Here is a 26,439-nt window from a genome sequence, read left to right on the forward strand (position 1 = left end):
GCCTGTTCATGCCGACGGTAAAGGTAATCGGCCCCCGGTAGGGGCGGAATGGGACAAGTACCCCCCTCGCGGTGTCGGCCCTCACGATCGGACCGGCCCGGGGCACCGGCGCGTGAAAGGATTTCGAGGACACCCGAACACGGCCGAACAGGTGATGCCCCATGCTGTCCACGGAGAAGATCGGCGACTTCCTGGACCGGTTGTCCGCCCGAGAACCCACCCCCGGCGGTGGGGCCGCGGCCGCACTGCACGCGGCGCAGGGAGCGGCCCTGGTCGCCATGGTCGCCCGGTACAGCACCGGCGCGAAGTACGCCGACCACGCCGACGCGATCGCGCGGTGCACCGAACGCGCCGACGCTCTGACGGCCCGGTCCCTGGAACTGGCCGACGAGGACGAGGCGGCGTTCGCCTCGGTGGGCGCGGCCTACGGTCTGCCGAGGGACACCGACGCCGCCAAGGCCGTGCGGAAGGCGGCCATCGCGCGCGCCACCGCCGGCGCCGCCGTGCCCCCGGCCGAGGTGGTCGCGGTCGCACGGGAGATCGTCGCGCTGGCCGCGGACCTGCTGCCCATCGGCAATCGCAACGTCATCACCGACGTCGCGGCCGGCGCGGAGGCGGCCCGGGCGGCGGCCACCACCAGCCGGGTCAACATCGAGATCAACCTCGCCGGGGTCGAGGACCCGGAACTCCGCTCCCGGTTGGAGACCGCCGCGACCGATGTCGACGCCCTCGTCGAGGCGGCCGACCGGGTGACGGCTCGGGTGCGGGAGGTGATCCGTCGATGACGGCACGGTCGTGGTCCGGCAAGGAGATCGCGGCGGAGATCCGTCGGTGGAGCGCGGATCGGGCCGCCGCCCTGGCCGCCCGGGGCACACCGCCCCGGCTCGCCGTGGTGGTGGCCACCGACGACGGGGGAAGCGCCTGGTACGTGCGCTCGATCGCCCGCGCGGCGGAGAAGGCGGGGATCGTCTGCGACGTGGTGGACCTGGGCGCGGACGCGTCGGCGAAGGTCCTCGGGGACCGTCTCGACGCTCTGAGCCGGGACCCCGCGGTGCACGGGATCATCCTGCAGACCCCGCTCCCCGCGGGGGTCTCGGCGGCCGAACTCGCCGAGAGGATCGCCGTCGCCAAGGACGTGGACGGCGCCAACCCCGCCTCGCTCGGGCGGCTGGTGGCGGGTCTGCCGGCGTTCGCACCGGCGACGGCGGAGGCCGTCGTGACGCTCCTGGAGCACCACGGGGTCGCGCTGGAGGGTGCGGAGGTCGCGGTGGTGGGCCGATCCACGGTGGTCGGCAAACCCCTGGCCCACCTGCTGATGGACCGGAACGCCACGGTCACCGTCGGCCACTCACGGACCAGGGACCTGCCCCGGGTGACCTCCCGCGCGGACGTGCTGGTCGCCGCCGTGGGCCGCCCCGCACTGGTGGGCGCCGAACACGTGCGCCCGGGAGCGGTGGTGGTCGACGTGGGCACCAACCCGACCGAGGACGGCGGCCTGGTCGGTGACGTCGACGCCGACGCGGTGTCCGGGCGGGCCGAGGCCCTGACCCCGGTGCCCGGTGGCGTGGGGCCCGTGACCACGGCGCTGTTGCTGCGGCACACGGTGGAGGCCGCCTCACGCTGACCCCGCCTGGTCGGAGCGCACCGGCCCTACGGTGCGGGCCGACACGGCGGGCGCACGGGACGGCGGCCCCGGTCTCCGAGGCCGCCGTAGCGGCCCTCAGTCCCGGGGCCGCAGGTCCAATCCGCGCAGTACCTGGGCGTTGAGCGCGACGACGATGGTCGACAGACTCATCAGCACCGCGCCCACGGCCGGGGCGAGCACGATCCCGACCGGCGCCAGGACACCGGCGGCCAAGGGAACGGCGGCGACGTTGTAGCCGGCGGCCCAGACGAGGTTCTGGATCATCTTCCGGTATCCCGCCCGGGACAGGTCCCGGACCGACACCACGCCTCGGGGGTCGTCGGAGGCCAGCACCACACCGGCGGACTCGATGGCCACGTCGGTGCCCGCGCCGATGGCGATGCCGACGTCCGCCCGGGCCAGGGCGGGGGCGTCGTTCACCCCGTCACCGACCATCGCCACCCTGTGTCCGCGCTCCTGCAGGTCCCGGACGACGGCGTCCTTCTGGTCGGGCAGCACCTGGGCGAACACCTCGTCCAGGCCGAGCCTCTCGGCGACGGCGTCCGCGACGTTGCGGGCGTCGCCCGTCACCATCGCCACCCGCACCCCCTGCGCCCGCAGGCGCCGCACGGCGGAGGCGGACTCGGGGCGGATCTCGTCCGCCAGGGCCAGCGCTCCCACAACGTCCCCACCGGCGACGACGTGCAGGACCGTGGCCCCCTGATCGCGCCGGAACCGCGTGTCCTCGGTCAGGTCGTCGGGTTCGGTCAGCCCGAGCGACTCCAGGAGCGCGGGTCCGCCGACGTGGACCGGGACCCCGTCGACCACGGCCCGGACGCCGCGCCCGGTCAGGGAACGGAAGTCCGTGGCCGTGGGCACCGGGCCCGCCTCCCGGGCGGCCCGGACGATGGCCTTGGCGAGCGGGTGTTCGGAGTCGGCCTCCACGGCGCCGGCCAGCGCCAGCACCCGATCCGTGGTCGCCCCCACGGTGGCGACGGTGTCGGTGACCGCCGGCGCGCCCTTGGTGAGGGTGCCGGTCTTGTCGAAGAGGACCGTGTCCACCGAACGGGTGCGCTCCAGGGCCAGACGGTCCTTGACCAGGATGCCGTGACGGGCCGACAGGGTGGTGGAGATCGCGATGACCAGGGGGATCGCCAGGCCCAGCGCGTGCGGGCAGGCGATCACCAGGACCGTGACGGTCCGTTCGACCGCCTGACCGGGCTCAGCCAGAAGCAGCCCCCACACCACGGCGGTGACGACCGCCGCGGCGAGCGCGAACCAGAACAGCAGGGCCGCGGCCCGGTCGGCGAGCGCCTGGGACCGGGACCGCGACCGCTGCGCCTCCCCGACCAGTCGTTGGATACCGGCGAGCGTGGTGTCGTCGCCGACGGCGTCCAGTCGGACGCGCACGGCGGAGTCGGTGGCGACGGTCCCCGCCACCACACGGTCGCCCTCGGCCCGGGTGACGGCACGGGACTCTCCGGTGATCATCGACTCGTCGACGTCCGCGCGGCCCTGGACGACGGTGCCGTCCGCGGGCACGCGTCCACCGGAGCGGACCAGGACGGTGTCACCGGCCACCAGCCCGGCGACGGGGACCTCCTCGATCCGTCCGTCCGCGTCGACGCGTTCGGCACGGTCGGGCAGGAGCGCCGCGAGGGCCTCCAACGCACCCGAGGCCTGCCCCAGCGCCCGCATCTCCAGCCAGTGGCCCAGGAGCATCACCACGACCAGCAGCACCAGCTCCCACCAGAAGTCGAGCCGCATGCCGACCACCCCGAAGGTGGCGAGCAGGCTGGCGCCGAAGGCGACGGTGATCGCCATGGCGACCAGGGTCATCATGCCCGGCCTGCGGTCGCGGAGCTCACCGACCACCCCGGACAGGAACGGCCATCCGCCGTAGAGGAAGACCACGGTGCCCAGGGCCGGTGGCACCCAGGTCAGCGCGTCGGGGACGTCGTAGCCGAGCCAACCGGAGATCATGTGGCTGGTGAGGACCACGGGGATACTCAGGAGCAGACTCCACCAGAAGCGGGTGCGGAACATCGCGGCGTGGTCACCGTGGCCCCCGTGACCCTCACCGTGGTCGTGACCGGCGTGACCGGTGTGACCGTTCGGATCGGTGTGGTCGGTGTGGTCGTGCGCGCTCGTGCCCATGTGTACTCCCTTCCCCGTCCGAAAATACCCGCCAGGGGTATATTCGGAACAGAGGTCCGCACCATCGCGTGTCCCGCCCTCGTCAACGCATACCCCTAAGGGGTATTCCCGAACGAAGGCGTCCGCCGCGACGAGGGTGCCCCGTCGACCTCCGTGACGGACACCCCCACCACCGCTCAGGCGGAGCCCAGCGCCTCGGTCGGTTGCTGGGCGGCTGCGCGCAACGCCGGCCACAGACCGGCCACCGCACCGATCAGCACCGTGACGCACACCGCTCCGACCCCCGCCCACCAGGGCAGGGCCACCGGCCATCCCCGCAACAGCGCGTACCCCGCGGTCGCCGCGGCGCCCAACAGGACCCCCGCCAGCCCACCCAGCGCCGACAGGGCCATCGCCTCCACCAGGAACTGGGTCCGCACGTCACGACGGGTGGCGCCCAGGGCGCGCCGCAGCCCGATCTCGCCCCGCCGCTCCAACACGGAGATGACCATCGTGTTGGCCACCCCGACCCCGCCCACCAGCAAGGCGACGCCGCCCAGCCCCAGCAGCAGCCCGTTCAGGGTCTGGTCGGCGGCCCGTCGGGCCTCCAGGGCGTCCGAAGGGCGCGACACCTCGACCTCGTTGGGCCGCTCCGGGTTGGCGTTGCGCCCGACCCGTTCACGGACGCTCGCGACCTTCTCCGGGTCCACCCGCACGTACACGGTCGAGGCCTCGCCCTCGGCGCCGAACACCCGCTCCGCGACCGAACGTCCGATCAGGGCGGCGTTGTCGAGTTCCGGCGCCAGGTCGGCCCGCTCCAGCACACCGACCACGGAGAAGTACGTGTCACCGATGAGCACCACGGTGTCCGGGGTGATCCGGTCGATCCCCAACCGCTCGGCGGCGGCGGCGCCCAGGACCACGGAGGGATGATCCCGGGTGGCCGGGTTAAGCCCGCTCCCCAGGCGCACCTCGGCGCGGATGGTCTCCAGGAGCCCCGGATCGACCGCGTACGCGCCGATACCGCCAGACTCCCCGCTCGGCACGAGATCACTGCGGTACACGTTCGTCCCGGAGAGCAGTTCGACCTGGGAGACGCTCTCCACCTCGGGCATCCGGCCGATCCGCCCCTGTGCCTCCTCGGGCAGCGTCGCCTCGCCCCCGAACAGGTCGCTCCCCGGGGAGACGGTCACCAGGTTGGTACCCAACCGTCCGATGCGCTCGTCCAGCTCCGCCCGACCGGAACTCGACACACCCACCACGGCGACCATCGCCGCGATCCCGATCGCGATCCCCAACGCGGACAGCACCACGCGAGTGGGTCGGGCCCGCAGACCACCGGCCCCGGTGCGCAACCGGTCGCCGAACGCCATCCGGGCCGGCCGCGGTCCCGGACCAGGCCCGCCCCGGCGTCGCAACGGCGCCCTCATCACACCGCCTCCTCTCGCGGCGCGACCCCCGAGTCCGCCACCACCCGTCCGTCCCGGACCTCCACGCGTCGGGGCAACCGCGCCGCCAGTTCCCGATCGTGCGTGATGACGACGACGGTCACCCCCTCCAGGTTCAGCTCGCCGAGCAGCTCCATCACGGCCGCCCCCGAGGCCGTGTCCAGTGCGCCCGTCGGTTCGTCGGCGAGCAACAGTCGCGGAGACCCGACCACAGCGCGGGCGATGGCGACCCGCTGGCGCTGGCCACCGGACAGTTCGTGCGGCCGGTGGTGCGCCCGGTCGGTGAGCCCCACCCGATCGAGCGCGCGCAACGCCCGCCGTCTGCGGGTGCGGAAACCGGCGCCCGTGTAGAGCAGTCCGTCCGCCACATTGTCGACGGCGGGCACGTTGGGGGCGAGGTGGAACTGCTGGAACACGAAACCGATCGACCGCGCGCGCAGGGCGGAGAGTCCGTCGTCGGACAGCGCTCCCACGTCGTGCCCGAACACGCGCACGGTGCCCTCCGTGGGCGCGTCCAGGGTGCCGAGCAGATGGAGCAGTGTGGACTTTCCCGAACCGGAGGGTCCGAGGATCGCCGCCATCTCGCCCTGGTCGATCCGCAGGTCCACCGCGTCCAGGGCCCGGACCCCGCCGGGGTAGTGGCGGCCCACCGCGGTGAACTCGGCGGCCGGTACGGCGCTCATTCGGGCACCACGACCTCGATCCCCTCGGAGATCGCGTCTCCGGTGACCTCGACGAGACCGTCGGAGAACCAGCCGGTCTCCACCTCGACGTCGTCCACCCGGCCGTCGCCGCCCACGACCGACAGGCCGTAGCCGCCGCCGGCCAGCGCGATCAGGGCTCCCGCCGGGACGGCCAGCACGTCCTCGCGCACCTCCCCTCGGGCGAGGACGGTGACCGGAGCGTGCTCCAGGAAGTCCGCGATCTCCTCCTCGAAGCCGATGACGACCTCCACGGTGGGGTCCTCCCCCGCGCCTCCGTCCCGCTCGTCGCCCTCCGCGACCTCGGCGACGGTGCCGACGGACTCCACCTCACCGGTGACGGTCTCCCCGCCCGGCAGCTCCACGGAGACCTCGTCGCCCTCCGCCACCAGGTCCCGGTCGTCGAGCTTCAGGTCCACCCGCACCACCTGGCGGGTCGAGCCGGTCGCGAGCAGCGGCGTGGCGGGGGCGACGTTCTCGCCCAGGGAGGCCTCGTGTCCGGTGATACGCACCGTCCCGGGGGCGTACCAGATCTGGTCGGGATCGACGGTGCCGGTGACCTCCATCCCCTCGGTGTCCTTCTGCCAGCGCCGGACGGCCTCGGCGGTGAGCCAGGTGTACTCGTCGTCCACCGTGAACCCGCCATAGCCGAGCTCGGCCAGTGCCTGCTCGAACAGGCGCACGTCCGGCCCCTTGCTGCCGGGTTCCAGACGCCGGTAGGCGGGGGTCTCGCCACGCAGCAGGATCACCGGCGCACCGTCGATCTCCCAGACCCGTTGCCCCGGCGCGCGTGTCTCCCCGACCTCCGGGAGCCAGGTGAGCACACCGTCGGAGCGGGCGAAGAAGGAACCCCCGCCCGCGTGCCCGAGGGTCCCGTCCAGGCTCTCCTCCCGGCTCAGAGTCGTGTTGCGCACCTCGGTGGTGGACTCCGGCGCCGGGCTCCCCTCCTCCTCGGATCCCTGGGACACTCCGCGGACCGTCACCACCGCACCGGCGCAGAGCACCACGAGTGTCACGAGGGCGGCGGACAGCCACACGAGGCCGCGCCGGTCCGGACGGGGACGGCCCTCGGCCGTGTCCCTCCACGGATCCGTGTCGGTGTCGACGGTCACGACTCGCCCTCTTCCCCGGAGGGCTCACCGAACTCGATCTCACCGCACTCCTGGACGGCCCGCATGTTCTCCTCGTCGTCCGGGTCGACCGTCAGGGCCAGGCCCTCGCCGGGTTCGGGGTCGGGGACGTCGACCCCGTTCTCCCTCATGCACTCGGCCACGCGCAGGTTGTCCTCGAAGACCTCCTCGTCGGAAGGCGCGTTCTCGTCCACGGGGAGCAGCGCGTCGCACTCCTCCACGGCGGCCATCATCTCCTCGTCCTCCGGGTCCACGGCCGGCAGTGCGACCAGGCCCCCGTCCGGTTCGGGGTCGGGCATGTCGACGCCGTGGTCGCGCATGCAGGAGGCGAAGTCCATCATTGCCTCCTCCATGGTCTTCTCGGTCGCCTCGCCCTCGGCTCCCTCGCCCTCCTCGGCGAGTACTCCGCAGCCGGTCAACAGCAGACCGAGCGTGGCGACGGCGGAGGCCGCCAGGGTCCTGGTACGCATGTGTTCACTCCTGTGGGGTCGGGGCACCGACGCGGCGCCCGATCGAAGGGGTCGACGCACATGTCAGCGGGACCGCGGTTAGTCGCCGGTTAGGCCGGTGGCCTCGGGCGGTGTTCGGGACCGCGTTCGGTCGTTCGGGCCCGCGGTCGGGTACTCCCGCGCGCGTTCGGGTGCACCGGCTCGGCGGGAACCTTCGAGGGCCGCGGTGTGCCGGCCCGGCCCTCGCCCTCCCGTCACCGCTCCCACCCGGGGTTTCCCGGAGGCTTGGTCCGCCGGCGCCCGCCCACGAAACACCGGCCGATCCCGGGTCGGACCGGCCTTAACCCCGGCCTCACCGGCCGGGCGATACAGCTGGTCCGCCGTGGTGGAGAGACTCGGGAGGGGAACACATGCGCATCCTGGTGGTGGAGGACCAACCGGATCTGGCGGCGACGGTCGCCGAGGGGCTGCGCGGCGAGGGTCTGGCCGTCGACGTGTGCCATGACGGTGACACCGGCTTGGAGATGGCCACCGTGCACGACTACGACGTCGTCATCCTCGACCGGGACCTGCCCGTGCTCCACGGCGACCTGGTGTGTCAGCACCTGGCGGAGAACCCCGACGTCGAGGCCCGGGTCCTGATGCTCACCGCGGCCGGCGGTCTGGAGGACCGCGTCGATGGGCTGGACCTGGGCGCCGACGACTACCTCGCCAAACCCTTCGCGTACGTGGAGCTCCTGGCCCGGGTCCGGGCCCTGGGGCGCCGCGCCCGGCCCGCCGCCCGCCCCCGCCTGAGCCGGGCCGGCCTGGTGCTCGACACCAACCGGCGCACCGCGTCCAGGGACGGACGCGCGCTGTCGCTCTCCCCCAAGGAACTCGGTGTCCTGGAGGAGTTGCTGCGGGCCGACGGTGCCCCGGTGAACGCCACCCTCCTCATCGAGAAGGTGTGGGACGCCCACCTGGACCCGTTCAGCGGCGTGCTCAAGGTGGTGGTGCACGGGCTGCGGCGCAAGCTCGGCGATCCCCCGGTGATCGAGACGGTGCCCGGCCACGGATACCGGATCTGACGTGGCCGCGCTCCGGAACGACCGCCGCCCGAGCACCGGCCGCGGACTCACCCTGCGCACCAAACTCGGCCTCATCTACACGGGGGTCTTCGTCCTCGGCGGGGCTCTCCTCCTGGGGGTGAACTACGGCATCGTGTCGGCGAGCCTGGAGGACCGCGGCGTGGAGTTCGCGAGCACGGTCCAGGGCGTGGGGTCGACGGAGGAGATGTCCGACACCGCGCTCCGTCCGGCCCCCACCACACCCCTGGAACCGGTCACCGGGCCCACGGAGACGCAGGAGGGAGAGACGCGACCGGCGGCCGTGGCCGTGCTCGTCGACGACTACCGGTCCGGCGTGCTCTCGGACCTCGTGGTGAACTCGGTGCTCGTCCTGGCCGCCGTGACCGCCCTGGCGGGTCTGGCCGGATGGCTGATCGCCGGCGGGCCGATGCGCCGCCTGCACCGGGTCACCGAGACCGCCCGCACCCTGTCCGACCGCGACCTGCACAGCCGGTTGAACCTGCCGGGACCGGACGACGAGTTCCGCGAACTGGGCGACACGTTCGACGGCATGTTGACCCGGCTGGAACGGGCCTTCGACTCCCAGCGCCGGTTCGTGGCCAACGCCTCCCACGAACTCCGCACTCCACTGGCCCTGCAACGGGCCGCATTGGAGATCCCCCTGGCGCAGAGTCGGGTCCCGGAAGACCTCATGCCCGCCTTCACCCGGATGCTGGACTCGGTGACGCGCAGCGAGGCGCTCATCAGCGGGCTGCTCCTCCTGGCCCGTTCCGATCGCGGTCTGGAGAGCACCGAGGAGGTCGACCTGGCCGAGGTCGCCGCGGGCGTGGTGTCCGATCGGCGCGCGGACGCCGAGGAGGCGGAGGTGGAGCTGGAGACGGACCTGGAGGCCGACGTCGTGGACGGGGATCGCGTCCTGCTGGAGCACCTCGTCCGCAACCTCGTCGAGAACGCGATCCGCTACAACCACGCCGGGGGACGCGTGTCGGTACGGTTGCGCTCCACCGACACCCGGACCGTGCTGAAGGTGAGCAACACCGGCGGCGGGGTCGTCGACGATCCCGACGTGCTGTTCGAGCCCTTCCACCGGGGCGACGCGGCCCGGCTGCACGCCGATCGGCCGGGCAGTGGTCTGGGACTGTCCATCGTGCGGTCGATCGCCAACGCGCACGGGGCGACCGCGACCGCCCATGCCCGGCCGGAGGGCGGTCTGGTGGTGACGGTCGGGTTCGACCGGTAGGGGGAAGTGAGGCCTGGCCTCGGCGCCCCCGCCGCGCCGCGGCCGGTGTTCGCACGCCCGAGGGCGAGACCGGAACCCGCGGCGTCTCCCGGGGTTTCGGCGAGGACCGGCCACCGGTGCCCGAACGTCCCCTGGGGTGCAGGGGCCGCGCGTCCGTGGACGGCCCCGAGGGACGGGGGCCGCGGGTCGGCGGAACGGACCCGCGGGCTCGGGGACCGCGCTTCCGGCCCGTGGACCGCCGGTCAGGCCTCGGCCCGGCCCCGCCCGCCGTACCAGGGCCACCACTGGGCGGTGTGCCCGTGCGGGATCATCCGGTCCAGACGGATCGTGAGCCGCAGTGCGAACCCGCCGGCGATCATCCCGGCCACCAGGTCGGTGAACCAGTGGAAGTGCAGGTAGATGGAGACGGTGGACTGGAGCAGGGCGATGCCCACGATGCAGTAGGCCAGGCGCTTGATGATGTGCGGCCGCGCCGCCCCGAACCTGATGATCAGGAACAGCACCAGCCCGTAGATGAGGATCGCGTTGGCTCCGTGGCCCGAGGGGAAGGCCACGTTGCCCATGCCCGCGAAGAAGTCGGGGTCGAAGTACTTGGCGTGACCTCGGTTGAAGAACAGCTTCATCACCGAGACCATCGACATCATCCCGAAGACGCCGCCCGCCCCCAGGATGATGGGGCGCCAACTCCGGTGCCAGTAGGCCAGCTGAAGGGTGGTCACCCCCAGGACCGGCAACGCCACGTAACGGGAGGCCACGTTGTCCGGCCAGAAGATGAACGGCTCACGCAGGACGTCCCAGAAAGGGCGGGGCACCTCGTTGAGAAAGTTGTCGACCGGGTGCAGCGGCCCCGCGGCGAGCATCGTCATCACGATCAGCGCCACGAAGAGGATGATCGCGATCCGGTCCGAGGCGAGCCCCCACGCGATCTCGCTCACACTCGGCCACTTGACGGCGCGTACGACGGGCGGCCCTGGCGCGAACTCCTTGGCTCGCACCACGGGGATGGGTCCGCTGTAGGGCCCGGGAGCCGGCTGTCGCCGCTCCTCCTCGGGCTGCGGAGGCGTCTGTCTGGACCGTGCGCGCCTGGTCCTCGAAGAATGCGTCATGTGCTCAGTGCTGTCTCACACGTCGTGGGCTTGCCTGTGGCACTGCTGAGGCGTGGGGGGACGGGCTAGCCGCGGTTGTCGGGACTGGTTCTGACGTCCTCGGGGTCGACACCGGGCGTCGGTGGAACACCGAGGGGGTCTGGTCCCCTGCGCCTGGTTCGACGGCCGAACCTTCCGGCTGGTTCGCGATGTTCGCGACCGGTCGGTGGACAGGTCCGGTTCTCCGAGACGGAACTGGTCGTCGGTCGATGCCTCCCTTCCCGCGCCGCATCCCTCTCCGGTTCCGTTCGCGCAGTTCGAGGCACCCTGTTCGCGGCGAGGTCGTGACGTCCACTACATTCCGTCCGACCTTGTCTGGGTATCGCCGACAGGTGAGCCTACCCGGACACACCACGGCAATGGTGGCCCGACGGGTCAAGTGTGATCCTTCTACCTCGGACTTTGCCCCAGGCACTTCTCTCCGCTCCGGTCGCTTCACCGGGGCGCGATCTTTTCGTGAGGTTATCGTTAGCGGTTCGTGGCCGACGGTCCGGTCGACCCACCCGCGTGTGGCACTCTTCAAGGAGCTTGTCAGACAGCGGTGTGCGTCGGCCCCTGCGCCGGTCGCGCACGGGACGGAGAACGGAAGGGCCCTGGATGGTCGACCTCCCACAGTTGCCGGACGACCCCTCGAAGCTCGCGCGCGAGCCCTTGAGGGAGCAGATCCGGCAGGTCTTGGTCGAGGGCCTGTTGTCCGGTCGTTGGCAGCCGGGCGAACGCATCGTCGAACGCCGGATCGCCACCGAACTCAAGGTGAGCCAGGCGCCGGTCCGCGAGGCACTGCGCGAACTGGAGACGTTGCGTCTGATCGAGACGGTGCCCAACAAGGGCGCCAGGGTCAGGGCGTTCGGTGTCCAGGACATGGCGGAGATCTACCCCGTTCGTGCCGGTCTAGAGCTCGTCGCCGCTCAGTTGGCGGCTCCACGTCTGGCCGAGGACCCGTCCTCGTTGGAGCGCGAGGTCAAGGCTCTCCAGTCCGCGACGGCCCGGGGCGACGTCACCGAGCAGATTCGGCACAGCGTGGAGTTCCACCGCGAGGTCGTGCGGGCCGCGCACAACAGCGTGCTCCTGCACACCTGGGAGTCCCTGGGCGTGGAGGTGTGGACCGCGCTGTCGGTGCGCTGGCTCAACATGGAGCTGCACGCCAAGGCGGCCGACCACGCCCAGATCACCAAGGCCTTCCGCGAGGGGGACCCGACCGTGGGCCAGATGCTCAGCGACCACGTCATGAACTACGTCGAGGCGGCGCTGAAGACCCACGGCGGCAAGCGCTAGGACCCGTGCGGCGGGCCCGACCCGCCGCGCGACCCGCGCCTCTCCCGTGCGGGCGGCCCGACGACGGACCGCGGTGCGGATCTGTCTTCTCCTCTTCGCCCTACCCGTACGCGGGCGGGTCTACTCGGCGTCCACACCCACGCACCGGTTCCCTCCACCGACCCCGGACGGACCTGGTGCTTTGCACCGAACTGCGGGCATCTGTCGTAAAGTTGTATTGATCGATCATCGATCAGACCGTAGAGTGTGCGCGACGCACGTCACACTCACGCGCGCGTGCACCCTGGTGGCACGGGGTCGTTCATCCGGCCGGTGAACGAACTCGGGCGGCCTCCCGGCGGATGCTTACGGCACTCCAGACCGGGAAGCAATGCCGTCAAGGGTCGCGGCGCGACAACTGCACACGCGACCCGACACGCTTCGCGTCCGTCACCGGGCACAGCCACGCCCCCATCGGACGCGCCCCGCAACAGCCACAGTGTCGCCGCCGACGAGCCCGGCGGCGGCACACGCCGGGACCACGCCTGACAGCGGGGTCCGGGCGGGCCACGCCACCCGACCCACAGGCCGGAAGGGCAGGCCTTCTCGTACGTAGAAAGGCACACCATGGCTGACACGGCCAAGCCGAAGGGCGGCACCGCCCGGGCCTCCGGGTCCAGGCGACGCAGCCGCAAGGACACCACCGGTCTCGGAAACGAGAAGCCGGAGACCCTCCTCGACTACTACCGCCAGATGCTGTTCATCCGGCGCTTCGAGGAGCGCACGGGCCAGGCCTACACCCAGGCCCGGATCGGCGGTTACTGCCACCTCAACCTCGGCGAGGAGGCCACCGTCGTCGGCCTGATGACGGCCCTCCAGGAGCGCGACTACCTGTTCACGAACTACCGTGACCACGGGTACGCGATCGGCAAGGGCATGGACCCCAAGCGGGTCATGGCCGAGCTCTACGGGCGCTCCGACGGCGTGTCCAAGGGCTGGGGCGGTTCCATGCACATGTACGACACCGAGACCCGCATGCTCGGCGGCTACGGCATCGTCGGCGGGCAGCTGCCGCTGGCCACCGGTGCGGCCCTGGCCGTCACCTACCGCGGCGGCGACGAGGTCGTCATGTGCCAGATGGGCGACGGCACCACCAACATCGGCGCCTGGCACGAGTCCCTCAACATCGCCAAGCTGTGGAACCTGCCGGTCGTCTTCGTGGTGATCAACAACTTCACCGGCATGGGCACCACCGTGGAGATGTCCTCCGCCGAGCCCGAGCTGTACAAGCGCGGTGCCGCCTTCCGCATCGAGGGTGAGCGCGTGGACGGCCGTGACGTCCTGGCCGTGCGCGACACCGCCACCCGGCTGGTCGAGCGCGCCCGCGAGGAGCAGACCCCGTTCCTGCTGGAGGCCTGGAGCTACCGGCAGAAGGGCCACTCCGTCGTCGACCCGGCCAAGTACCGCACCGACGAGCAGCGCGACGAGGCCCGCGCCGAGGAGAACGACCCGATCGCGCTCTTCGGCGACCTGCTGACCAAGGCCGGGGTCCTCACGGACGACCTCCGCGACGAGATCGCCGCCTCCGTCAAGGCCGAGGTCACCGAGGCCGCCGACTTCGCGGAGAACAGCCCGAAGCCGGACCCCGCCACGCTCTTCGACTACACGTACGCCACCCCGGTTCCCAACGAGTCGCGGCGCATGCCCGCCGACCCGGTGTTCGCGGAGTAGGGAAGGAACCAGTCACATGTCCGTGATCACATACCGCCAGGCTCTGCGGGACACGCTGCGCGCCGAGATGGTGCGCGACGAGAACGTCCTCGTCATCGGCGAGGAGATCGGCGTCTTCGAGGGCTCCTACAAGATCACCGAGGGGCTCCTCAAGGAGTTCGGCCCCCGGCGCGTCAAGGACACCCCGATCGCCGAGGAGGGCTTCGTCGGCGCCGCCGTCGGCGCCGCCATGCTGGGCCTGCGCCCGGTCGTCGAGCTCATGACGATCAACTTCTCGCTGATCGCCATCGACCAGATCATCAACCACGCCGCCAAGATCTACGGCATGTTCGGCGGCCAGACCAGCGTGCCCATGGTCATCCGCACCCCCGGTGGTGGCGGCCAGCAGTTGGGCGCGACCCACTCCCAGAACATCGAACTGTTCTACTCCTTCATCCCCGGCCTCAAGGTGATGGCTCCCAGCACCCCGGCCGAGGCCTCCTCGATGCTGCGCGCGGCCATTCGCGACGACGACCCGGTCCTGTTCCTGGAGAACCTGGGTCTGTACAACTCCAAGGGCGAGGTTCCCGAGGACTACGCGGAGCCCGTCAACGACAACGTCGCCACCATCGGCCGTGCCTCCGTCACCCGCGAGGGCAGTGACATCACGCTGATCGGCTACTCCCGGATGGCCATGGTCGCCACCCAGGTCGCCGAGAAGCTGGCCGAGGAGGACATCAGCGTCGAGGTCGTGGACCTGCGCAGCCTGCGTCCGCTGGACCGTCAGACCTTCGTGGACTCGGTCAAGAAGACCGGTGCCGCGGTCATCTGCGAGGATGACTGGCTCACCTACGGGATCGGCGCGGAGATCGCCGCCTCGATCCAGGAGGGGGCCTTCGACTACCTGGACGCCCCGGTCCGCCGGGTGGCCATGGCGGAGGTGCCGATGCCCTACGCCAAGCCGCTGGAGACCGCGGCCCTGCCGTCGGTCGAGTCGATCAGCACCGCGATCAAGGAGACCCTGAGCGCCGTCGGCAAACGGGTCGGGTAGAGGGAGTTTCAATGAGCGAGATCCACATGCCGCGCCTCTCCGACACCATGGAAGAGGGCGTCATCTCCACCTGGGTGAAGAAGGTGGGGGACAAGGTCGCGTCCGGTGACGTGCTGGTCGAGATCGAGACCGACAAGGCCGTCATGGAGTTCGAGGCCTACGAGGACGGCTACCTGGTCAAGCAGACCGTCTCCGAGGGCGACACCGTGCCGATCGGTGAGGTCATCGGCTACATCGGCGACTCCCCCGAGGCGGTCCCCGAGGAGTCGGGCGGCACGGACGCCCCCGCCGCCGAGGAGAAGGCCCCCGAGCCCGCCGCCGAGGAGAAGTCCGAGGACCGGGCCGCCGAGCCCGCCCCGGCCGCTCCCACGGGCGACGGCTCCGCCCCGGCCGACCGTCCTCGTACCTCCCCGCTGGCCCGCCGGCTGGCCAAGGAGTACGGCCTGGACATCACCAAGATCCAGGGCTCCGGGCCCAAGGGTCGGATCGTGCGCGCCGACATCGAGGCCGCCGCCGAGGACGGCTACGCCGCCCAGGACACCGCGCCCGCCACGTCGAGCGCGCCGTCCGCCCCCGCCGCCCAGAGCACCCCGCCGAGCCAGGACGACGTCCGCGGCTCGGAGGCGGTCAAGACCAGCAACGTGCGCAAGGTGATCGCGCGCCGTCTGACCGAGAGCAAGCAGACGGTCCCGCACTTCTACCTGCGCCGCACGATCGACGCCGAGGCCCTCAAGGCCTTCCGCGGGCAGATCAACGAGCAGCTGGCCTCGACCGGCGTGAAGATCAGCTTCAACGACCTCATCGTCAAGGCCTGCGCCACCGCGCTCAAGCTGCACCCCGAGGTCAACACCTCCTGGATCGACGACACGCTGGTCCAGCACCACCGGGTCAACGTCGGTGTGGCGGTGGCCGTGGACGCCGGTCTGGTCGTGCCGGTGCTGCACGACACCGACAAGGCCACGCTGTCGGAGATCTCCACCCGCACGCGTGAGCTGGCCGGCAAGGCCCGCGACAACAAGCTCAAGCCGCAGGAGATGAGCGGCGGCACGTTCAGCGTGTCCAACCTGGGCATGTTCGGCGTGGACAGCTTCTCCGCGGTGATCAACCCGCCGGAGGCCGCCATCCTCGCGGTCGGCGCCATGCGTCAGGAGCCCGTCGTCGTGGACGGCGAGGTCGCCGTGCGCAACCGCATCTCCCTGGAGCTGTCGGTCGACCACCGCGCGGTGGACGGCGCCGTCGGTGCCGCCTACCTCAAGACGCTCGCCGAGATCCTCGAAGAGCCCATGCGGATCATCCTGTAGAACAACGTCGGCGCCCCGCGCGTCGACACCGTCGAACGCCCCGCCCGGAACCCGATTCCGGTCGGGGCGTTCGGCATTGCCGGCATGATCGACGCATCACCTGGAAAGGCCGCACACCATGACGAACGACCTTTGGGCGACGGACCGGATCGGCGCCCTCGGTTCCCTGTTGGAGCACCTCGATCCCGGGAAGTGGACCGAGGCGGACCTGTCCCGGATGGCGATCGACCAGGGCTGGAAATGGGAGGCCGGGGAGTGGGGGCCGATCCTGCGCACGGGTTCCTTCGGCGACGCGTGGCTGCGCCCCGCCGACGAGCTCATGGACAGGCACGTCACCCGCGAGGAGTACGTCGGAGCGCACTTCCCCCTGGGCCGTGTCGAGGGCGGGACGCGCGCCCAGGTCGAGGCCTTCCGGGACGCGGGGCGTGCCCTGCGCGCACGGCTCGGGGAGCCGAACGTCGTCGGGTCCGAGGACGCGAACATCTCCTTCCACGACCGGACCCCCCTGTGGGGCGCCCCCTTCCTGCGATGGCGGCGACACGACCACAGCGTGGAGCTGCGGGCCGGTGGCGACGGCCCCGTCCTGTGTCTGCTGCCGACCTCTCCGGTCGAGGGGTGGTTCTGGTACCACCGTGAGCACGGGGGCGACCGGACCGGCGGGTTCCTCGGCGTCTCCCTGACGGGGGACATCGGCGGCATGTCCATCGCGGGGGTCACCCACGGCGAGGACTGGACGGACTACGCGCGCCGGCTGGTCGAGGTCTTCCGTCACATGCCCGCCGAGCTCACGGCGCTGGACCTGGGCCGCGCGTTCGGCTTCCACGGCCACATCCCCGGGCACGGCGCCCCCTGGGTCTTCCACCTGGAACTCGGCGAGTACGCGGAACTGGGTCTGGACGAGGCCGCCGTCCACGCCCTGGCGCAGAACCCGGAGGCCCCCGCCCCCGAGGAGCTGGGGTGGATCGAGGCCACCGAGGAGCGCCATCGGAGCGCCGACATCCTCTACCAGGCGCCCCGCTACCGCTACGACGAGGTCAACGCGGTGCGGATGGCGATGCTCGTGCTGGAGACCGTCGAGGCTCTGCGGATCGACTCCCCGCGAGACCTGTCACTGACCGACGACGGCGACCGCATCCCCTTCCCCGGTGGTGGCGGAAGGCGGTCGGACTACCAGGTCAGCGACTACGGCCTGGGCCTGACCGGCAACCCCTGAGACTACTGGGGCCGTGAGCGGTGCCGTGCCCCGTCGCCGTGTCGGGCGGCGGGGGCGCGCTCCGCGTACCCCGCACCCACCCGGTAGCGTCCCGGCATGCCGCACATTCTGCACCTGACCGAACTCTCCCGTTGGCGGGCCGGCGGGGACGTGCACGCCGCGTCCCTGAGCACCCAGGGGTTCCTGCACGCCTCCCCCGACGAATCCACCATGCTCGCGGTGGCCCGGGCCTTCTACTCGGAACCCGAGGAGCCCCTGGTCGTGCTGGTGGTGGACACCGACCTCGTCGACGCGGAGGTCCGGTGGGAGGAGGCCGACCCCGCTCCCCCGCCCGGGGTCGGCCCCGACGTGCGGTTCCCGCACGTCCTCGGCCCGATCCCGCGCCGCGCGGTGGTGGGTGTGCGCGGCCTGGGACGTGACGACCGGGGCCGTTACACCGGCCTGGAAGACGTCCTCCACGACGACTGACCAGCCCGGAAGCCCGCGTCGACACGTCGACTACGCACTGTGGACAGAGGCCGATGACGCACTGTGGCGACACGTCGACACGATGACGGTCCGCACAGGCGAAGGAAGGGTCTGTCCACAGGCTGTGGACAGACCCTTCGCGACGTCGGCTCCCGCTCGGGAGACGCAGATCAGGCGTGACCGAGTCCGGTCTGGTCGGGCATCACGCTGCTGTGCTGCCCGACACTGCTGGGGATCGTGTGGCGGGCCCTGCCCTTGTCGATCCCGAGGAAGCGGTTGAGGTGACCCTTCCTGCCGACCACGAACCAGGCGATGGCCCCGAACAGCGGGAACCACAGGATGAAGATCACCCACAGGAGCTTGCCGCCTCCGGAGGTGTCGCCATCGAAGAGGGCGGAGATGACCGCGGCGATCACCAGCAACACGATCGCGAGGAACACGAGCCCGATGAGGACGCCGGTGATCCCGCCCAGCCAGGCGACCGCGCGGTCGTTGTTGTCCGCCAGTTGGATCAGTCGCTCCATGCGCTGTGACTCCGACAGGTTCGTGATCATGTCTCCCCCAAGCAAGACGTAGCTGAATCAATACACAGAGTAATAATACGGAGGGTCAGGGAAGTACATTCCTTCGGTTTCGGGCGTTTCCTCGTGTCGGCCGTGCCGGTTCCGATTCCATGGTCCCCCCGGGGAGGACACCGACGACTTTCCGATAGCGCCCCCCACCAGGCCTTTCCGCTGCTTTACTGGTGCCATGGGCGAGCTTCGGCGATCTGGCAGGTTCACTCCGTCCCCCCGTCCCCGGGTCGGCAGCACCACGGGCACGGGCGTCCCCGCCCACCGGACCGCGAGAACCCGCCTCCACCGTCGGCCACCCGTACCGAGGGTCCGGTGAGCGGTGGCCAGGCAACCCCGATACCTCTGGCTGGCCGAACAACTGCGCACCCCCATCCTCACGGGGGAGATGACCCCGGGAACCCGGTTGCCCTCCCGCACCCGCCTGGCCCGCACCTACCGGGTCAGTGAGCAGATCTCCCGCACCGCGCTGCGGCTGCTGGTCACCGAGGGCCTGGTGGAGTCGCGTCCCGGCTCCGGGTACTTCGTCCGCGCCGTACCCGAGGTGTTCCGACTACCCCGCACCGACGCCAGCTCCGGTTCCGGCCTGGGCAGACTCGTCCGGGACCGCGTCGGCACCGAGCAGGAGCGGTGTTGCGGTCGGCTCAGCACCCGTCTGTCCCTGCGGGAGGGCGACCCCGTCTACCGGACCACCTCGCTCGGGCTCAACGGCGACCGGCCGGTCACCCTGCACCGATCATGGGAACCGGCCGTCCTCACCGCCGGCACGCTCCGCACGCCCTTCGACGCCGCCGAGGCGGGCCCGCTGGACCGCCTGGGCGCCTCCGGCCACCCCGTCGACCGGGTCGTGGAGGAGGTCGGGGTGCGCACGCTGCGTGACTCCGAGGCGGCCCTGCTCGACAGTCCCACGGGGGTCCCCGTCCTCGTCGTGGAACGGACCCACTACAGCGGCGACCGCCCCGTGGAGACCTCGGACCTCATCGGCTCCGCGGAACAATGTCGACTTCTCTACAAATTGTCCCTGGCACGACCGCGTAACCGCAGACCCGCGCCCTGACCCGGACACGACCGAGGGCGGTGGCCCGCCTCTCCCGTGGGAGGGACGGGCCACCGCCCTCGGTTCATCCGTCCGACGCGCGGCCGGACCGGACGGTCCCGACCGCTCTAGGCCTGGGTGAACTCCTTGGCGACGACCTCGGCGATCTGCGCGGTGTTCAGCGCGGCGCCCTTGCGCAGGTTGTCCCCGCACAGGAAGAGGTCGAGCGACCGGGGGTCGTCGAGCGACTGGCGGATCCGACCGACCCAGGTCGGGTCGGTGCCCACCACGTCGTTCGGGGTCGGGAACTCGCCCTTGGCGGGGTCGTCCAGGACCTCGACGCCCTCGGCGCCGGCCAGCAGCTTGCGGGCGTCGTCGGCGGCGACCTCGCTCTCGAAGGTCGCGTGCACGACCAGCGAGTGCGTGGTGATCACCGGGACGCGGACGCAGGTCGCGGAGACCTTCAGGTCCGACAGGCCCAGGATCTTGCGGGACTCGTTACGGACCTTCAGCTCCTCGGAGGACCAGCCGTCGTCCTTGAGCGAACCCGCCCACGGAACGACGTTGTAGGCCAGCGGCGCCGGGAAGGGACCGAGCTCGTCGACGGCGGAGCGCATGTCGCCCTCCTTGTCCCCGAGGGTGCGGTCCGCGCCGGCCTTGGCCATCTGGTCGCGCAGCACGTCGATGCCCTCCTGACCGGCGCCGGAGGCGGCCTGGTAGGAGGAGACCACGAGCTCCTTGACGCCGTAGGTGCGGTGCAGGGCACCGATCGCCACGATCATCGACAGGGTCGTGCAGTTCGGGTTGGAGATGATGCCCCGCGGGCGGTTGCGGACCTGGTCCGCGTTGACCTCGGGCACCACCAGCGGGACGTCCGGGTCGAGCCGGAACGCGCCGGAGTTGTCGACGGCGACCGCGCCGCGGGCGGCGGCGATCGGCGCCCACTCCTTGGACACCTCGTCCGGAACGTCGAACATGGCGACGTCGACGCCCTCGAAGACCTCGGGGGCCAGCGCCTGGACGACGACGTCCTCGCCGCGCACGCTCAGGACCTTGCCGGCGCTGCGCGCGGAGGCGATCAGGCGGATCTCGCCCCACACGTTCGGACGACGGGTGAGGATGTCGAGCATGACGGTGCCCACGGCGCCGGTCGCGCCGACGATGGCCAGGGTGGGAAGACGGTTGCTCATCGGCCGGTACCTCCGTAGACGACAGCCTCGACCTGGTCGGCGTCGAGCTGGAATTCACTGTGCGCGGCCTGGACCGCGGCGTCGACCTGGTCCTCCTCGACGATGACCGAGATGCGGATCTCCGACGTGGAGATCATCTCGACGTTGGTGCCCGAGGTGGCGATCGCGTCGAAGAAGCGGGCGGTCACACCCGGGTACGAGCGCATACCGGCGCCGATCAGCGAGACCTTGCCGATCTTGTCGTCGTACCGCAGGGAGTCGTAGCCGACCTTCTCCTGGACCTTCTTCAGGGAGGAGACGGCCTGCTTGCCGAAGTCCTTGGGCACCGTGAAGGAGATGTCGGTGCGGGAGGTGGAGACGGCCGACACGTTCTGCACGATCATGTCGATGTTGATCTCGGCGTCCGCGAGCGCCTTGAAGATCGTCGCGGCCTCACCGACCTTGTCCGGGACTCCGACGACGGTGATCTTGGCTTCGCTCCGGTCGTGGGAGACCCCGGAGATGATCGGCTGTTCCATGCCTTCGCTTTCCTCGACTTCCGAAACGATCCACGTGCCGGGCTTCTGGCTGAACGACGAGCGGACGTGCAGGGGAATGTTGTACTGGCGCGCGTACTCGACGCAGCGCAGGTGAAGGATCTTGGTGCCGCTGGCGGCCATCTCCAGCATCTCCTCATAGGAGACCTGGGGGATGCGCCGCGCGTTCGGCACGACACGCGGGTCGGCGGTGAACACTCCGTCCACGTCGCTGTAGATCTCGCAGGCGTCGGCGTTGAGCGCGCCCGCGAGAGCGACGGCGGTGGTGTCGGAACCGCCACGACCCAGGGACGTGATGTCCTTCGTGTCCTGGGAGACGCCCTGGAAGCCGGCCACGATACAGATCGAGCCCTCGGAGATGGCCTCCTGGATGCGTCCGGGCGTCACGTCGATGATCTTGGCGTTGCCGTGCAACGACGTGGTGATGACCCCGGCCTGGGAGCCGGTGAAGGAGCGCGCCTCGTAACCGAGGTTCTCGATGGCCATGGCGACGAGGGCCATGGACATGCGCTCACCCGCGGTGACGAGCATGTCGAGCTCGCGCGCCGGGGGCATCGGAGAGACCTGTTCGGCCAGGTCCAGCAGTTCGTCGGTCGTGTCGCCCATCGCGGAGACGACGACCACGACGTCATGTCCCGCCTTTTTCTGAGCCACGATCCTTTGGGCTACTCGCTTGATGGCTTCCGCGTCGGCCACGGAAGACCCACCGTACTTCTGCACGATTAGGGCCACGATCGATGCTCCTGAGGAGTTGGGATCAAGACAATTCACAAGGGAGTGTAGCCAGGGACGCCGCGCCGCACCCGTTCCGACCTGCGGTAGAAGGGCGTGGCGTCTTGACACACCAGCGCTCGGGCCTACCCGTTCGATCGGAGGTTACTCATATTTCGTCCGAATTACGGCGAAGTGTGAGCTAGAACTCCAGGCTGCGGCGACCCTCGAAGGCACGGCCCAGGGTGACCTCGTCGGCGTACTCCAGGTCGCCGCCGACGGGCAGACCGCTGGCCAGGCGGGTGACTTTCAGGCCCATCGGTTTGACCAGCCGCGCCAGGTAGGTCGCGGTGGCCTCCCCCTCCAGATTGGGGTCGGTCGCCAGGATCAGCTCGGTCACCTGGCCGTCGGCCAGGCGCGTCATGAGCTCCTTGACGCGCAGGTCGTCCGGGCCGACGCCCTCGATGGGGCTGATGGCGCCCCCGAGCACGTGGTAGCGGCCGCGGAACTCCCGCGTGCGTTCGATGGCGACGACGTCCTTGGACTCCTCGACCACGCAGATGACGGCGACGTCGCGGCGGACGTCACGGCAGATACGGCACTCGGATTCCTCGGCGACGTTGCCGCAGATCGAGCAGAAGCGAACCCGCTCCTTGACCTCGACGAGCGCGTTGACCAGGCGCTTGACGTCCGCGTGCTCGGCGGACAGCAGGTGGAAGGCGATGCGTTGCGCGCTTTTCGGACCGACGCCGGGCAGTCGCCCGAGCTCGTCGATCAGATTCTGAACCGCGCCTTCGTACATGCCTACCCACTCGGTCGGAGCCGGGACCGATACTCCCGGCGGGGGCGTGCGCGCCCCTACTCTCCCCACCGTATCGGGGAACGGCGACCTCTTCGGCCGAAGACCCCGCACGGAACGGGTGTGTCGTGGTCGCACCGTCCCGGTGGGTCCACCGGGACGGTGCCCCGGGGACGACCTCGGTCGCCCCGGTACGTGCCCTAGAAGCCGGGCAGCCCGGGGATACCGCCGCCGGGCATGCCCTGGGTCAGCGGGCCCATCTTCTCCTGCTGCAGGCTCTCCACCTGCGCCTCGGCGTCACGGATGGCCGCCAGGACCAGGTCCGCGACGGTCTGGGCGGTCTCCTCCACGTCGGTGGGGTCGATCGCCTTGGGGTCGACGGTGATGTCCTCGACCTGACCGCGCCCGCTCAACTTGACCTTGACCAGGCCACCACCGGAGGTGCCCTCGACCTCGGCATCCTCCAGGTCCTGCTGCGCCTGCACAAGCTGCTGCTGCATCTGCTGGGCCTGCTGGAGCAGGGCCTGCATGTCCATTCCGCCAGGGTTCACGGCCATCTCCTCGCCGCACTCGTGGTGCTGGGTCTACCGGGTGTCACTTGTCTGTGAGGGTAGTCGGTACATCCGCCGCCGGTCCCTCCTCCACCGCGTGCGTCCCGGCCGCCGCCCGACCCGGCCCTACCCCTTCCCTGCCCGTTCCCCCGCCGACGACGCGTTCGGCCACGGGCGTCCTCGGCTGGGAGCGGACGGACGTTCGCGCTCGGCGCACGCGCGGTCCGCGCCCCACCCCCAGACCGGGGGTCGGAGCCGAGGTCGGGCCGGACCGCGGACCCTCGCGTCACCGGGAGGACTTGGTCGCACCATTGACCCGATTTCACCAGCCGAAAGACCGAAGAGTGACACGAGCGTCACCGTCGGTTGACATGATGGCCGACGGGGTTCATCGACCCCTTCGGTGTCCTCGCACACCACATCCGACCAGCGAAGACGACCAGGGGACAGAGGACGTGTTGACCGCCAGGGAGCGCAACTCGGCACTGATCGAGGCGATGATCGCGGAAGGCACGCTGAGGGACGCCGCACTCGTGGACGCGTTCCGCTCCGTGCCCCGGCACCTGTTCATCCCGGAGACGGGGGCGCTCACCGCGCGCGGCGGCACCCTGAACGCCGAGGGGAACCCGGACCGATGGCTGGCCACCGTCTACGCCGACCACGCCATCGTCACCCGCGTGGAGGGGCCCGAGGTGCCCCCGCCTCGCGACCACCACCAGGGCCCCGCCACCTCCTACAGCTCGGCGCCGACCGTGCTCGCGCGCGTTCTGGAGCTGGCCGAGCTCGCCGACGGACACCGGGCCCTGGAGGTGGGCACGGGAACGGGCTGGAACACGGCGCTGCTCGCCCACCGTCTGGGCGAGGGGTCGGTGGTCTCCCTGGAGATCGACGACCGTCTTCTCCGGGTGGCCCGCGCCGCGCTGCGCGAGGCCGGCCTGTCCCCCGCCACCCATCTGGCGGACGGCCACGCCGGGTACCCGGACGGAGCCCCCTACGACCGGATCATCAGTGTGTGCGGGGTGCGCCGGATACCGCGGGCCTGGCAGGAACAGCTCGGCGAGGGCGGACGCGTGGTGTGCCCGTGGGGACTGTTGGAGAGCGCGGGGGTGCTCATGCACCTCGAACGCGGACCGCGGGGCACGTTCGTGGGCCGTTTCCACGGAGGGGTGGGGTTCGTGGCACTGCGCACCCCGGGCTCGGCGCTGCCGCCGATGCGCGACGCCGGGCAGCAACCGGACGAGTACCGCCTCACCCAGGAGGATCCCGTCGCGCCCCTGGTGACGTTCGCGCCGGCGTTCGCTCTGTCGGTGATGGTGCCGGACTGGCGGATGCGGCGGCGCTGGATCGGTACCGGTTCGGGACTGTGGCTGTGCGACCGCCGCGGATCGTCGTGGGTGCGGATCTACCCCTACGGCACCTCGTGGATGATCGAGCAGGGCGGACCGCGGAGCATCTGGGACGAGTTCGAGGACGCCCTGGAACTCTGGTCGGCGCTGGGCGCGCCGCCACCGGAACGGTTCGGGCTGGTGGTGGAACCCGAGGGCGGTCAGCGGGTGTGGCTGGACGATCCGACCGGACGGTCCTGGCCGGTGGGTTCACCCATCTGAACCGCGGGAACACGCCGACGGCCCCCGAACACGGGGGCCGTCGCACGAGGACGCTCAGAGGAACGCCGTGGGCCGACGACGCCCCCAGGACGCGGGGGCCGTCGTCACGGGGTCAGGAACGTTCCTCGGAACCCTCGTTCCGCTGGGCCGCGTTCTTCTCGCGGAACCTGCGGAGCAGTTCCTTCTTGCGTTCGTGGGCGTCGCCTTCGGGCCCGCCCTTGGTACCGTTCTGGCCCCCGCGCAGCGTGGAGCGGGAGACCGTGGCGCGTTGTCCGCCCATACCGAGCAGATTGTCGCTGTTCTTGGCCAAGGGGTCCTCCGGTTCGCAGGGAACGAGATCCGACGTCTCGTTCACGAGGTGCGTCCCTGATCGTAGCCATACCAAGACGAGACGTCTCGTCCTTTTCAGGGGACTACCGTGGAAGTATGGCCGACAACACCGATGAACACCCCCGACGGGCACCGGACCCCCGCCGTCGCAGCCAACGCGCGCGCAACGCCATCCTCGACGCCGCGGCCGAACTCCTGGGCGAGGTCGGTTACGCCAAACTGACGGTGGAGGCCATCGCCTCCCGCGCCCGGGTGGGCAAGCAGACGATCTACCGCTGGTGGCCCTCCAAGGCCGCCGTGGTCTTCGACGTGTTCACCCGCGTCACCGGCGCCGAGGCCGGCGTTCCCCTCCCCGACACCGGCGACCTGGCCGCCGACCTCACCACGGTGCTGCGCGCTACCGCCGACGAGTTCGGCGACCCCACGATGGACCGCACCATCCGGGCCTTCACCGCCGAGATCCAGCACGACGAGGAGTTCGCCCGAGCGGTCCACGAACGTTTCACCAAGCCCAACCTCGACGCGTTCCGCGACCGTCTGCGCGCGGCCCGGGACGCCGGCCAGATCCGCTCCGACGTCGACCTGGACCTGGCCGTGGAGATGCTCAACGGCCCCGTCCAGCACCGGTGGCTGCTGCGCACCGGCCCCCTCGACCACGCCTACGCCGACGCTCTGGTCGAGGCGGTCCTGCGCGCGCTCCGGCCCTGAACCTCCCGGGCGCGGGGCCACGATCACAGTTCCTCGGGGGCCCCGTGTTCGATCTCGTCGATGAGCTTGCCGCCCAACTCGGTCTCGATGAGGGCGACCCCACCACCGGTCCCGGTCCCCCCCGCGCCACCGGGCGAGCCGGCACCGGAGGATCCACCGGGTGTCGGGGTGCCGCCGGCCGGGATGGCCGGGGTCGCCGGTCCGTCCGAGGCACCGGCCACGGTGGCCCCGCCACCGGCGGACTCGCCCGACGGTCGCGGGCCGGCGCCGTTCTCGGGACGCGCGCCCCAGCCGTCCCGACCCCCTCCGCCCGGAGAGGGCGCGACGGGGCCGTGGTCCTCCGGCGGCGGCGCGGCCGCGGCGTCCTCGTAGGGGTCCGGCGGCGGTTCCGGACGATCGCTGAGCAGCCGTTCCGGCGGCGGGCCGGCCGGCCGTGCCGACGGCTCCGGAGCCGGTTCGGAC

Annotated in this window: 25 protein-coding genes and 1 pseudogene; 13 read left to right on the forward strand and 13 right to left on the reverse strand. The window is 71.1% G+C overall.

Annotated elements, in window-relative coordinates:
- The first annotated feature begins 161 nt into the window (after window positions 1–161).
- Both DSY14_RS05045 and DSY14_RS05050 read left to right on the forward strand, forming a co-directional pair.
- Window positions 162–785, forward strand: a complete 624-nt coding sequence (locus DSY14_RS05045) for a cyclodeaminase/cyclohydrolase family protein (protein ID WP_249187345.1) — start codon at window positions 162–164, stop codon at window positions 783–785.
- Complete coding sequence (locus DSY14_RS05050; protein ID WP_211715266.1) at window positions 782–1,624, forward strand: bifunctional 5,10-methylenetetrahydrofolate dehydrogenase/5,10-methenyltetrahydrofolate cyclohydrolase; 843 nt, start codon at window positions 782–784, stop codon at window positions 1,622–1,624. Before DSY14_RS05045 ends, DSY14_RS05050 begins: the two co-directional genes overlap by 4 nt.
- Window positions 1,625–1,720: 96 nt before the next feature.
- Here DSY14_RS05050 and DSY14_RS05055 read toward each other — a convergent pair whose 3' ends face one another.
- The 5 genes from DSY14_RS05055 to DSY14_RS05075 all read right to left on the reverse strand — a co-directional run bounded on the left by DSY14_RS05055 (window position 1,721) and on the right by DSY14_RS05075 (window position 7,509).
- A complete protein-coding gene (locus DSY14_RS05055) occupies window positions 1,721–3,670 on the reverse strand; it encodes a heavy metal translocating P-type ATPase (RefSeq protein WP_211715291.1) in 1,950 nt (649 codons plus the stop codon).
- A gap of 287 nt (window positions 3,671–3,957) precedes the next feature.
- Entirely contained in the window at window positions 3,958–5,190 is a 1,233-nt protein-coding gene (locus tag DSY14_RS05060; protein ID WP_211715267.1) for an ABC transporter permease, read from the reverse strand.
- On the reverse strand, window positions 5,190–5,891 hold the full coding sequence (locus tag DSY14_RS05065) for an ABC transporter ATP-binding protein (RefSeq protein ID WP_211715268.1): 702 nt from the start codon (window positions 5,889–5,891) through the stop codon (window positions 5,190–5,192). The genes DSY14_RS05060 and DSY14_RS05065 overlap by 1 nt, the downstream gene beginning before the upstream one ends.
- A complete protein-coding gene (locus DSY14_RS29415) occupies window positions 5,888–7,021 on the reverse strand; it encodes a peptidoglycan-binding protein (protein WP_211715269.1) in 1,134 nt (377 codons plus the stop codon). Before DSY14_RS29415 ends, DSY14_RS05065 begins: the two co-directional genes overlap by 4 nt.
- Window positions 7,018–7,509, reverse strand: coding sequence for a hypothetical protein (locus DSY14_RS05075; RefSeq protein ID WP_211715270.1), 492 nt, complete (start codon window positions 7,507–7,509; stop codon window positions 7,018–7,020). The genes DSY14_RS29415 and DSY14_RS05075 overlap by 4 nt, the downstream gene beginning before the upstream one ends.
- Window positions 7,510–7,898: 389 nt before the next feature.
- Between DSY14_RS05075 and DSY14_RS05080 the strand changes: the two genes are divergently transcribed.
- On the forward strand, window positions 7,899–8,555 hold the full coding sequence (locus DSY14_RS05080) for a response regulator transcription factor (RefSeq protein WP_211715271.1): 657 nt from the start codon (window positions 7,899–7,901) through the stop codon (window positions 8,553–8,555).
- 1 nt (window position 8,556) lies between these two features.
- Entirely contained in the window at window positions 8,557–9,795 is a 1,239-nt protein-coding gene (locus DSY14_RS05085) for a HAMP domain-containing sensor histidine kinase (protein WP_211715272.1), read from the forward strand.
- Between the two features lie 242 nt (window positions 9,796–10,037).
- On the opposite strand, the gene DSY14_RS05090 is transcribed toward DSY14_RS05085, so the two are convergent.
- Complete coding sequence (locus DSY14_RS05090) at window positions 10,038–10,730, reverse strand: phosphatase PAP2 family protein (RefSeq protein ID WP_374223981.1); 693 nt, start codon at window positions 10,728–10,730, stop codon at window positions 10,038–10,040.
- A gap of 807 nt (window positions 10,731–11,537) precedes the next feature.
- On the opposite strand from DSY14_RS05090, the gene DSY14_RS05095 reads away from it, so the two are divergent.
- From DSY14_RS05095 to DSY14_RS05120, 6 genes are all read left to right on the forward strand, one after another.
- Window positions 11,538–12,215 carry a GntR family transcriptional regulator gene (locus DSY14_RS05095; protein ID WP_211715274.1) on the forward strand — a complete coding sequence of 226 codons (678 nt, stop codon included), beginning with the start codon at window positions 11,538–11,540 and terminating at the stop codon, window positions 12,213–12,215.
- A gap of 606 nt (window positions 12,216–12,821) precedes the next feature.
- A complete protein-coding gene (pdhA, locus tag DSY14_RS05100; RefSeq protein ID WP_211715275.1) occupies window positions 12,822–13,925 on the forward strand; it encodes a pyruvate dehydrogenase (acetyl-transferring) E1 component subunit alpha in 1,104 nt (367 codons plus the stop codon).
- 16 nt (window positions 13,926–13,941) lie between these two features.
- On the forward strand, window positions 13,942–14,955 hold the full coding sequence (locus DSY14_RS05105) for an alpha-ketoacid dehydrogenase subunit beta (protein ID WP_211715276.1): 1,014 nt from the start codon (window positions 13,942–13,944) through the stop codon (window positions 14,953–14,955).
- A gap of 11 nt (window positions 14,956–14,966) precedes the next feature.
- The gene (locus DSY14_RS05110; RefSeq protein ID WP_211715277.1) at window positions 14,967–16,256 is read left to right on the forward strand and encodes a dihydrolipoamide acetyltransferase family protein; all 1,290 of its coding nucleotides are present in this window, start codon (window positions 14,967–14,969) and stop codon (window positions 16,254–16,256) included.
- 118 nt (window positions 16,257–16,374) lie between these two features.
- Window positions 16,375–17,469 (forward strand): hypothetical protein, encoded by a 1,095-nt coding sequence (locus tag DSY14_RS05115; RefSeq protein WP_211715278.1) that lies wholly within the window; start codon window positions 16,375–16,377, stop codon window positions 17,467–17,469.
- A 96-nt stretch (window positions 17,470–17,565) separates the two neighbouring features.
- A complete protein-coding gene (locus tag DSY14_RS05120) occupies window positions 17,566–17,937 on the forward strand; it encodes a DUF952 domain-containing protein (protein ID WP_211715279.1) in 372 nt (123 codons plus the stop codon).
- A 170-nt stretch (window positions 17,938–18,107) separates the two neighbouring features.
- Here DSY14_RS05120 and DSY14_RS05125 read toward each other — a convergent pair whose 3' ends face one another.
- Window positions 18,108–18,491, reverse strand: a complete 384-nt coding sequence (locus DSY14_RS05125) for a PLD nuclease N-terminal domain-containing protein (protein WP_211715280.1) — start codon at window positions 18,489–18,491, stop codon at window positions 18,108–18,110.
- Window positions 18,492–18,831: 340 nt separating this feature from the next.
- Between DSY14_RS05125 and DSY14_RS05130 the strand changes: the two genes are divergently transcribed.
- Window positions 18,832–19,566 (forward strand): GntR family transcriptional regulator, encoded by a 735-nt coding sequence (locus DSY14_RS05130; RefSeq protein ID WP_211715281.1) that lies wholly within the window; start codon window positions 18,832–18,834, stop codon window positions 19,564–19,566.
- Window positions 19,567–19,673: 107 nt separating this feature from the next.
- Here DSY14_RS05130 and DSY14_RS05135 read toward each other — a convergent pair whose 3' ends face one another.
- From DSY14_RS05135 to DSY14_RS05150, 4 genes are all read right to left on the reverse strand, one after another.
- Entirely contained in the window at window positions 19,674–20,735 is a 1,062-nt protein-coding gene (locus tag DSY14_RS05135; protein WP_211715282.1) for an aspartate-semialdehyde dehydrogenase, read from the reverse strand.
- Window positions 20,732–22,003, reverse strand: coding sequence for an aspartate kinase (locus tag DSY14_RS05140; protein ID WP_211715283.1), 1,272 nt, complete (start codon window positions 22,001–22,003; stop codon window positions 20,732–20,734). Before DSY14_RS05140 ends, DSY14_RS05135 begins: the two co-directional genes overlap by 4 nt.
- Window positions 22,004–22,184: 181 nt before the next feature.
- Window positions 22,185–22,784, reverse strand: a complete 600-nt coding sequence (gene recR, locus DSY14_RS05145) for a recombination mediator RecR (protein WP_211715284.1) — start codon at window positions 22,782–22,784, stop codon at window positions 22,185–22,187.
- A gap of 197 nt (window positions 22,785–22,981) precedes the next feature.
- Window positions 22,982–23,317, reverse strand: a complete 336-nt coding sequence (locus DSY14_RS05150) for a YbaB/EbfC family nucleoid-associated protein (protein WP_211715292.1) — start codon at window positions 23,315–23,317, stop codon at window positions 22,982–22,984.
- Window positions 23,318–23,790: 473 nt separating this feature from the next.
- On the opposite strand from DSY14_RS05150, the gene DSY14_RS05155 reads away from it, so the two are divergent.
- Window positions 23,791–24,939 (forward strand): methyltransferase domain-containing protein, encoded by a 1,149-nt coding sequence (locus DSY14_RS05155; protein ID WP_211715293.1) that lies wholly within the window; start codon window positions 23,791–23,793, stop codon window positions 24,937–24,939.
- A 112-nt stretch (window positions 24,940–25,051) separates the two neighbouring features.
- Here the strand turns inward: DSY14_RS05155 and DSY14_RS05160 are convergent, their stop codons facing one another.
- Complete coding sequence (locus DSY14_RS05160; RefSeq protein WP_374223982.1) at window positions 25,052–25,294, reverse strand: DUF6243 family protein; 243 nt, start codon at window positions 25,292–25,294, stop codon at window positions 25,052–25,054.
- Window positions 25,295–25,365: 71 nt separating this feature from the next.
- Between DSY14_RS05160 and DSY14_RS05165 the strand changes: the two genes are divergently transcribed.
- Window positions 25,366–25,977: a TetR/AcrR family transcriptional regulator gene (locus tag DSY14_RS05165; RefSeq protein ID WP_211715285.1), complete on the forward strand. Its 612-nt coding sequence runs from the start codon at window positions 25,366–25,368 to the stop codon at window positions 25,975–25,977.
- A gap of 23 nt (window positions 25,978–26,000) precedes the next feature.
- Here DSY14_RS05165 and DSY14_RS05170 read toward each other — a convergent pair.
- Window positions 26,001–26,439: pseudogene (locus tag DSY14_RS05170) on the reverse strand (DNA polymerase III subunit gamma/tau); the annotation flags it as partial.

This window comes from Nocardiopsis sp. MG754419 (genome assembly GCF_018207095.1).
Lineage (GTDB): Bacteria > Actinomycetota > Actinomycetes > Streptosporangiales > Streptosporangiaceae > Nocardiopsis.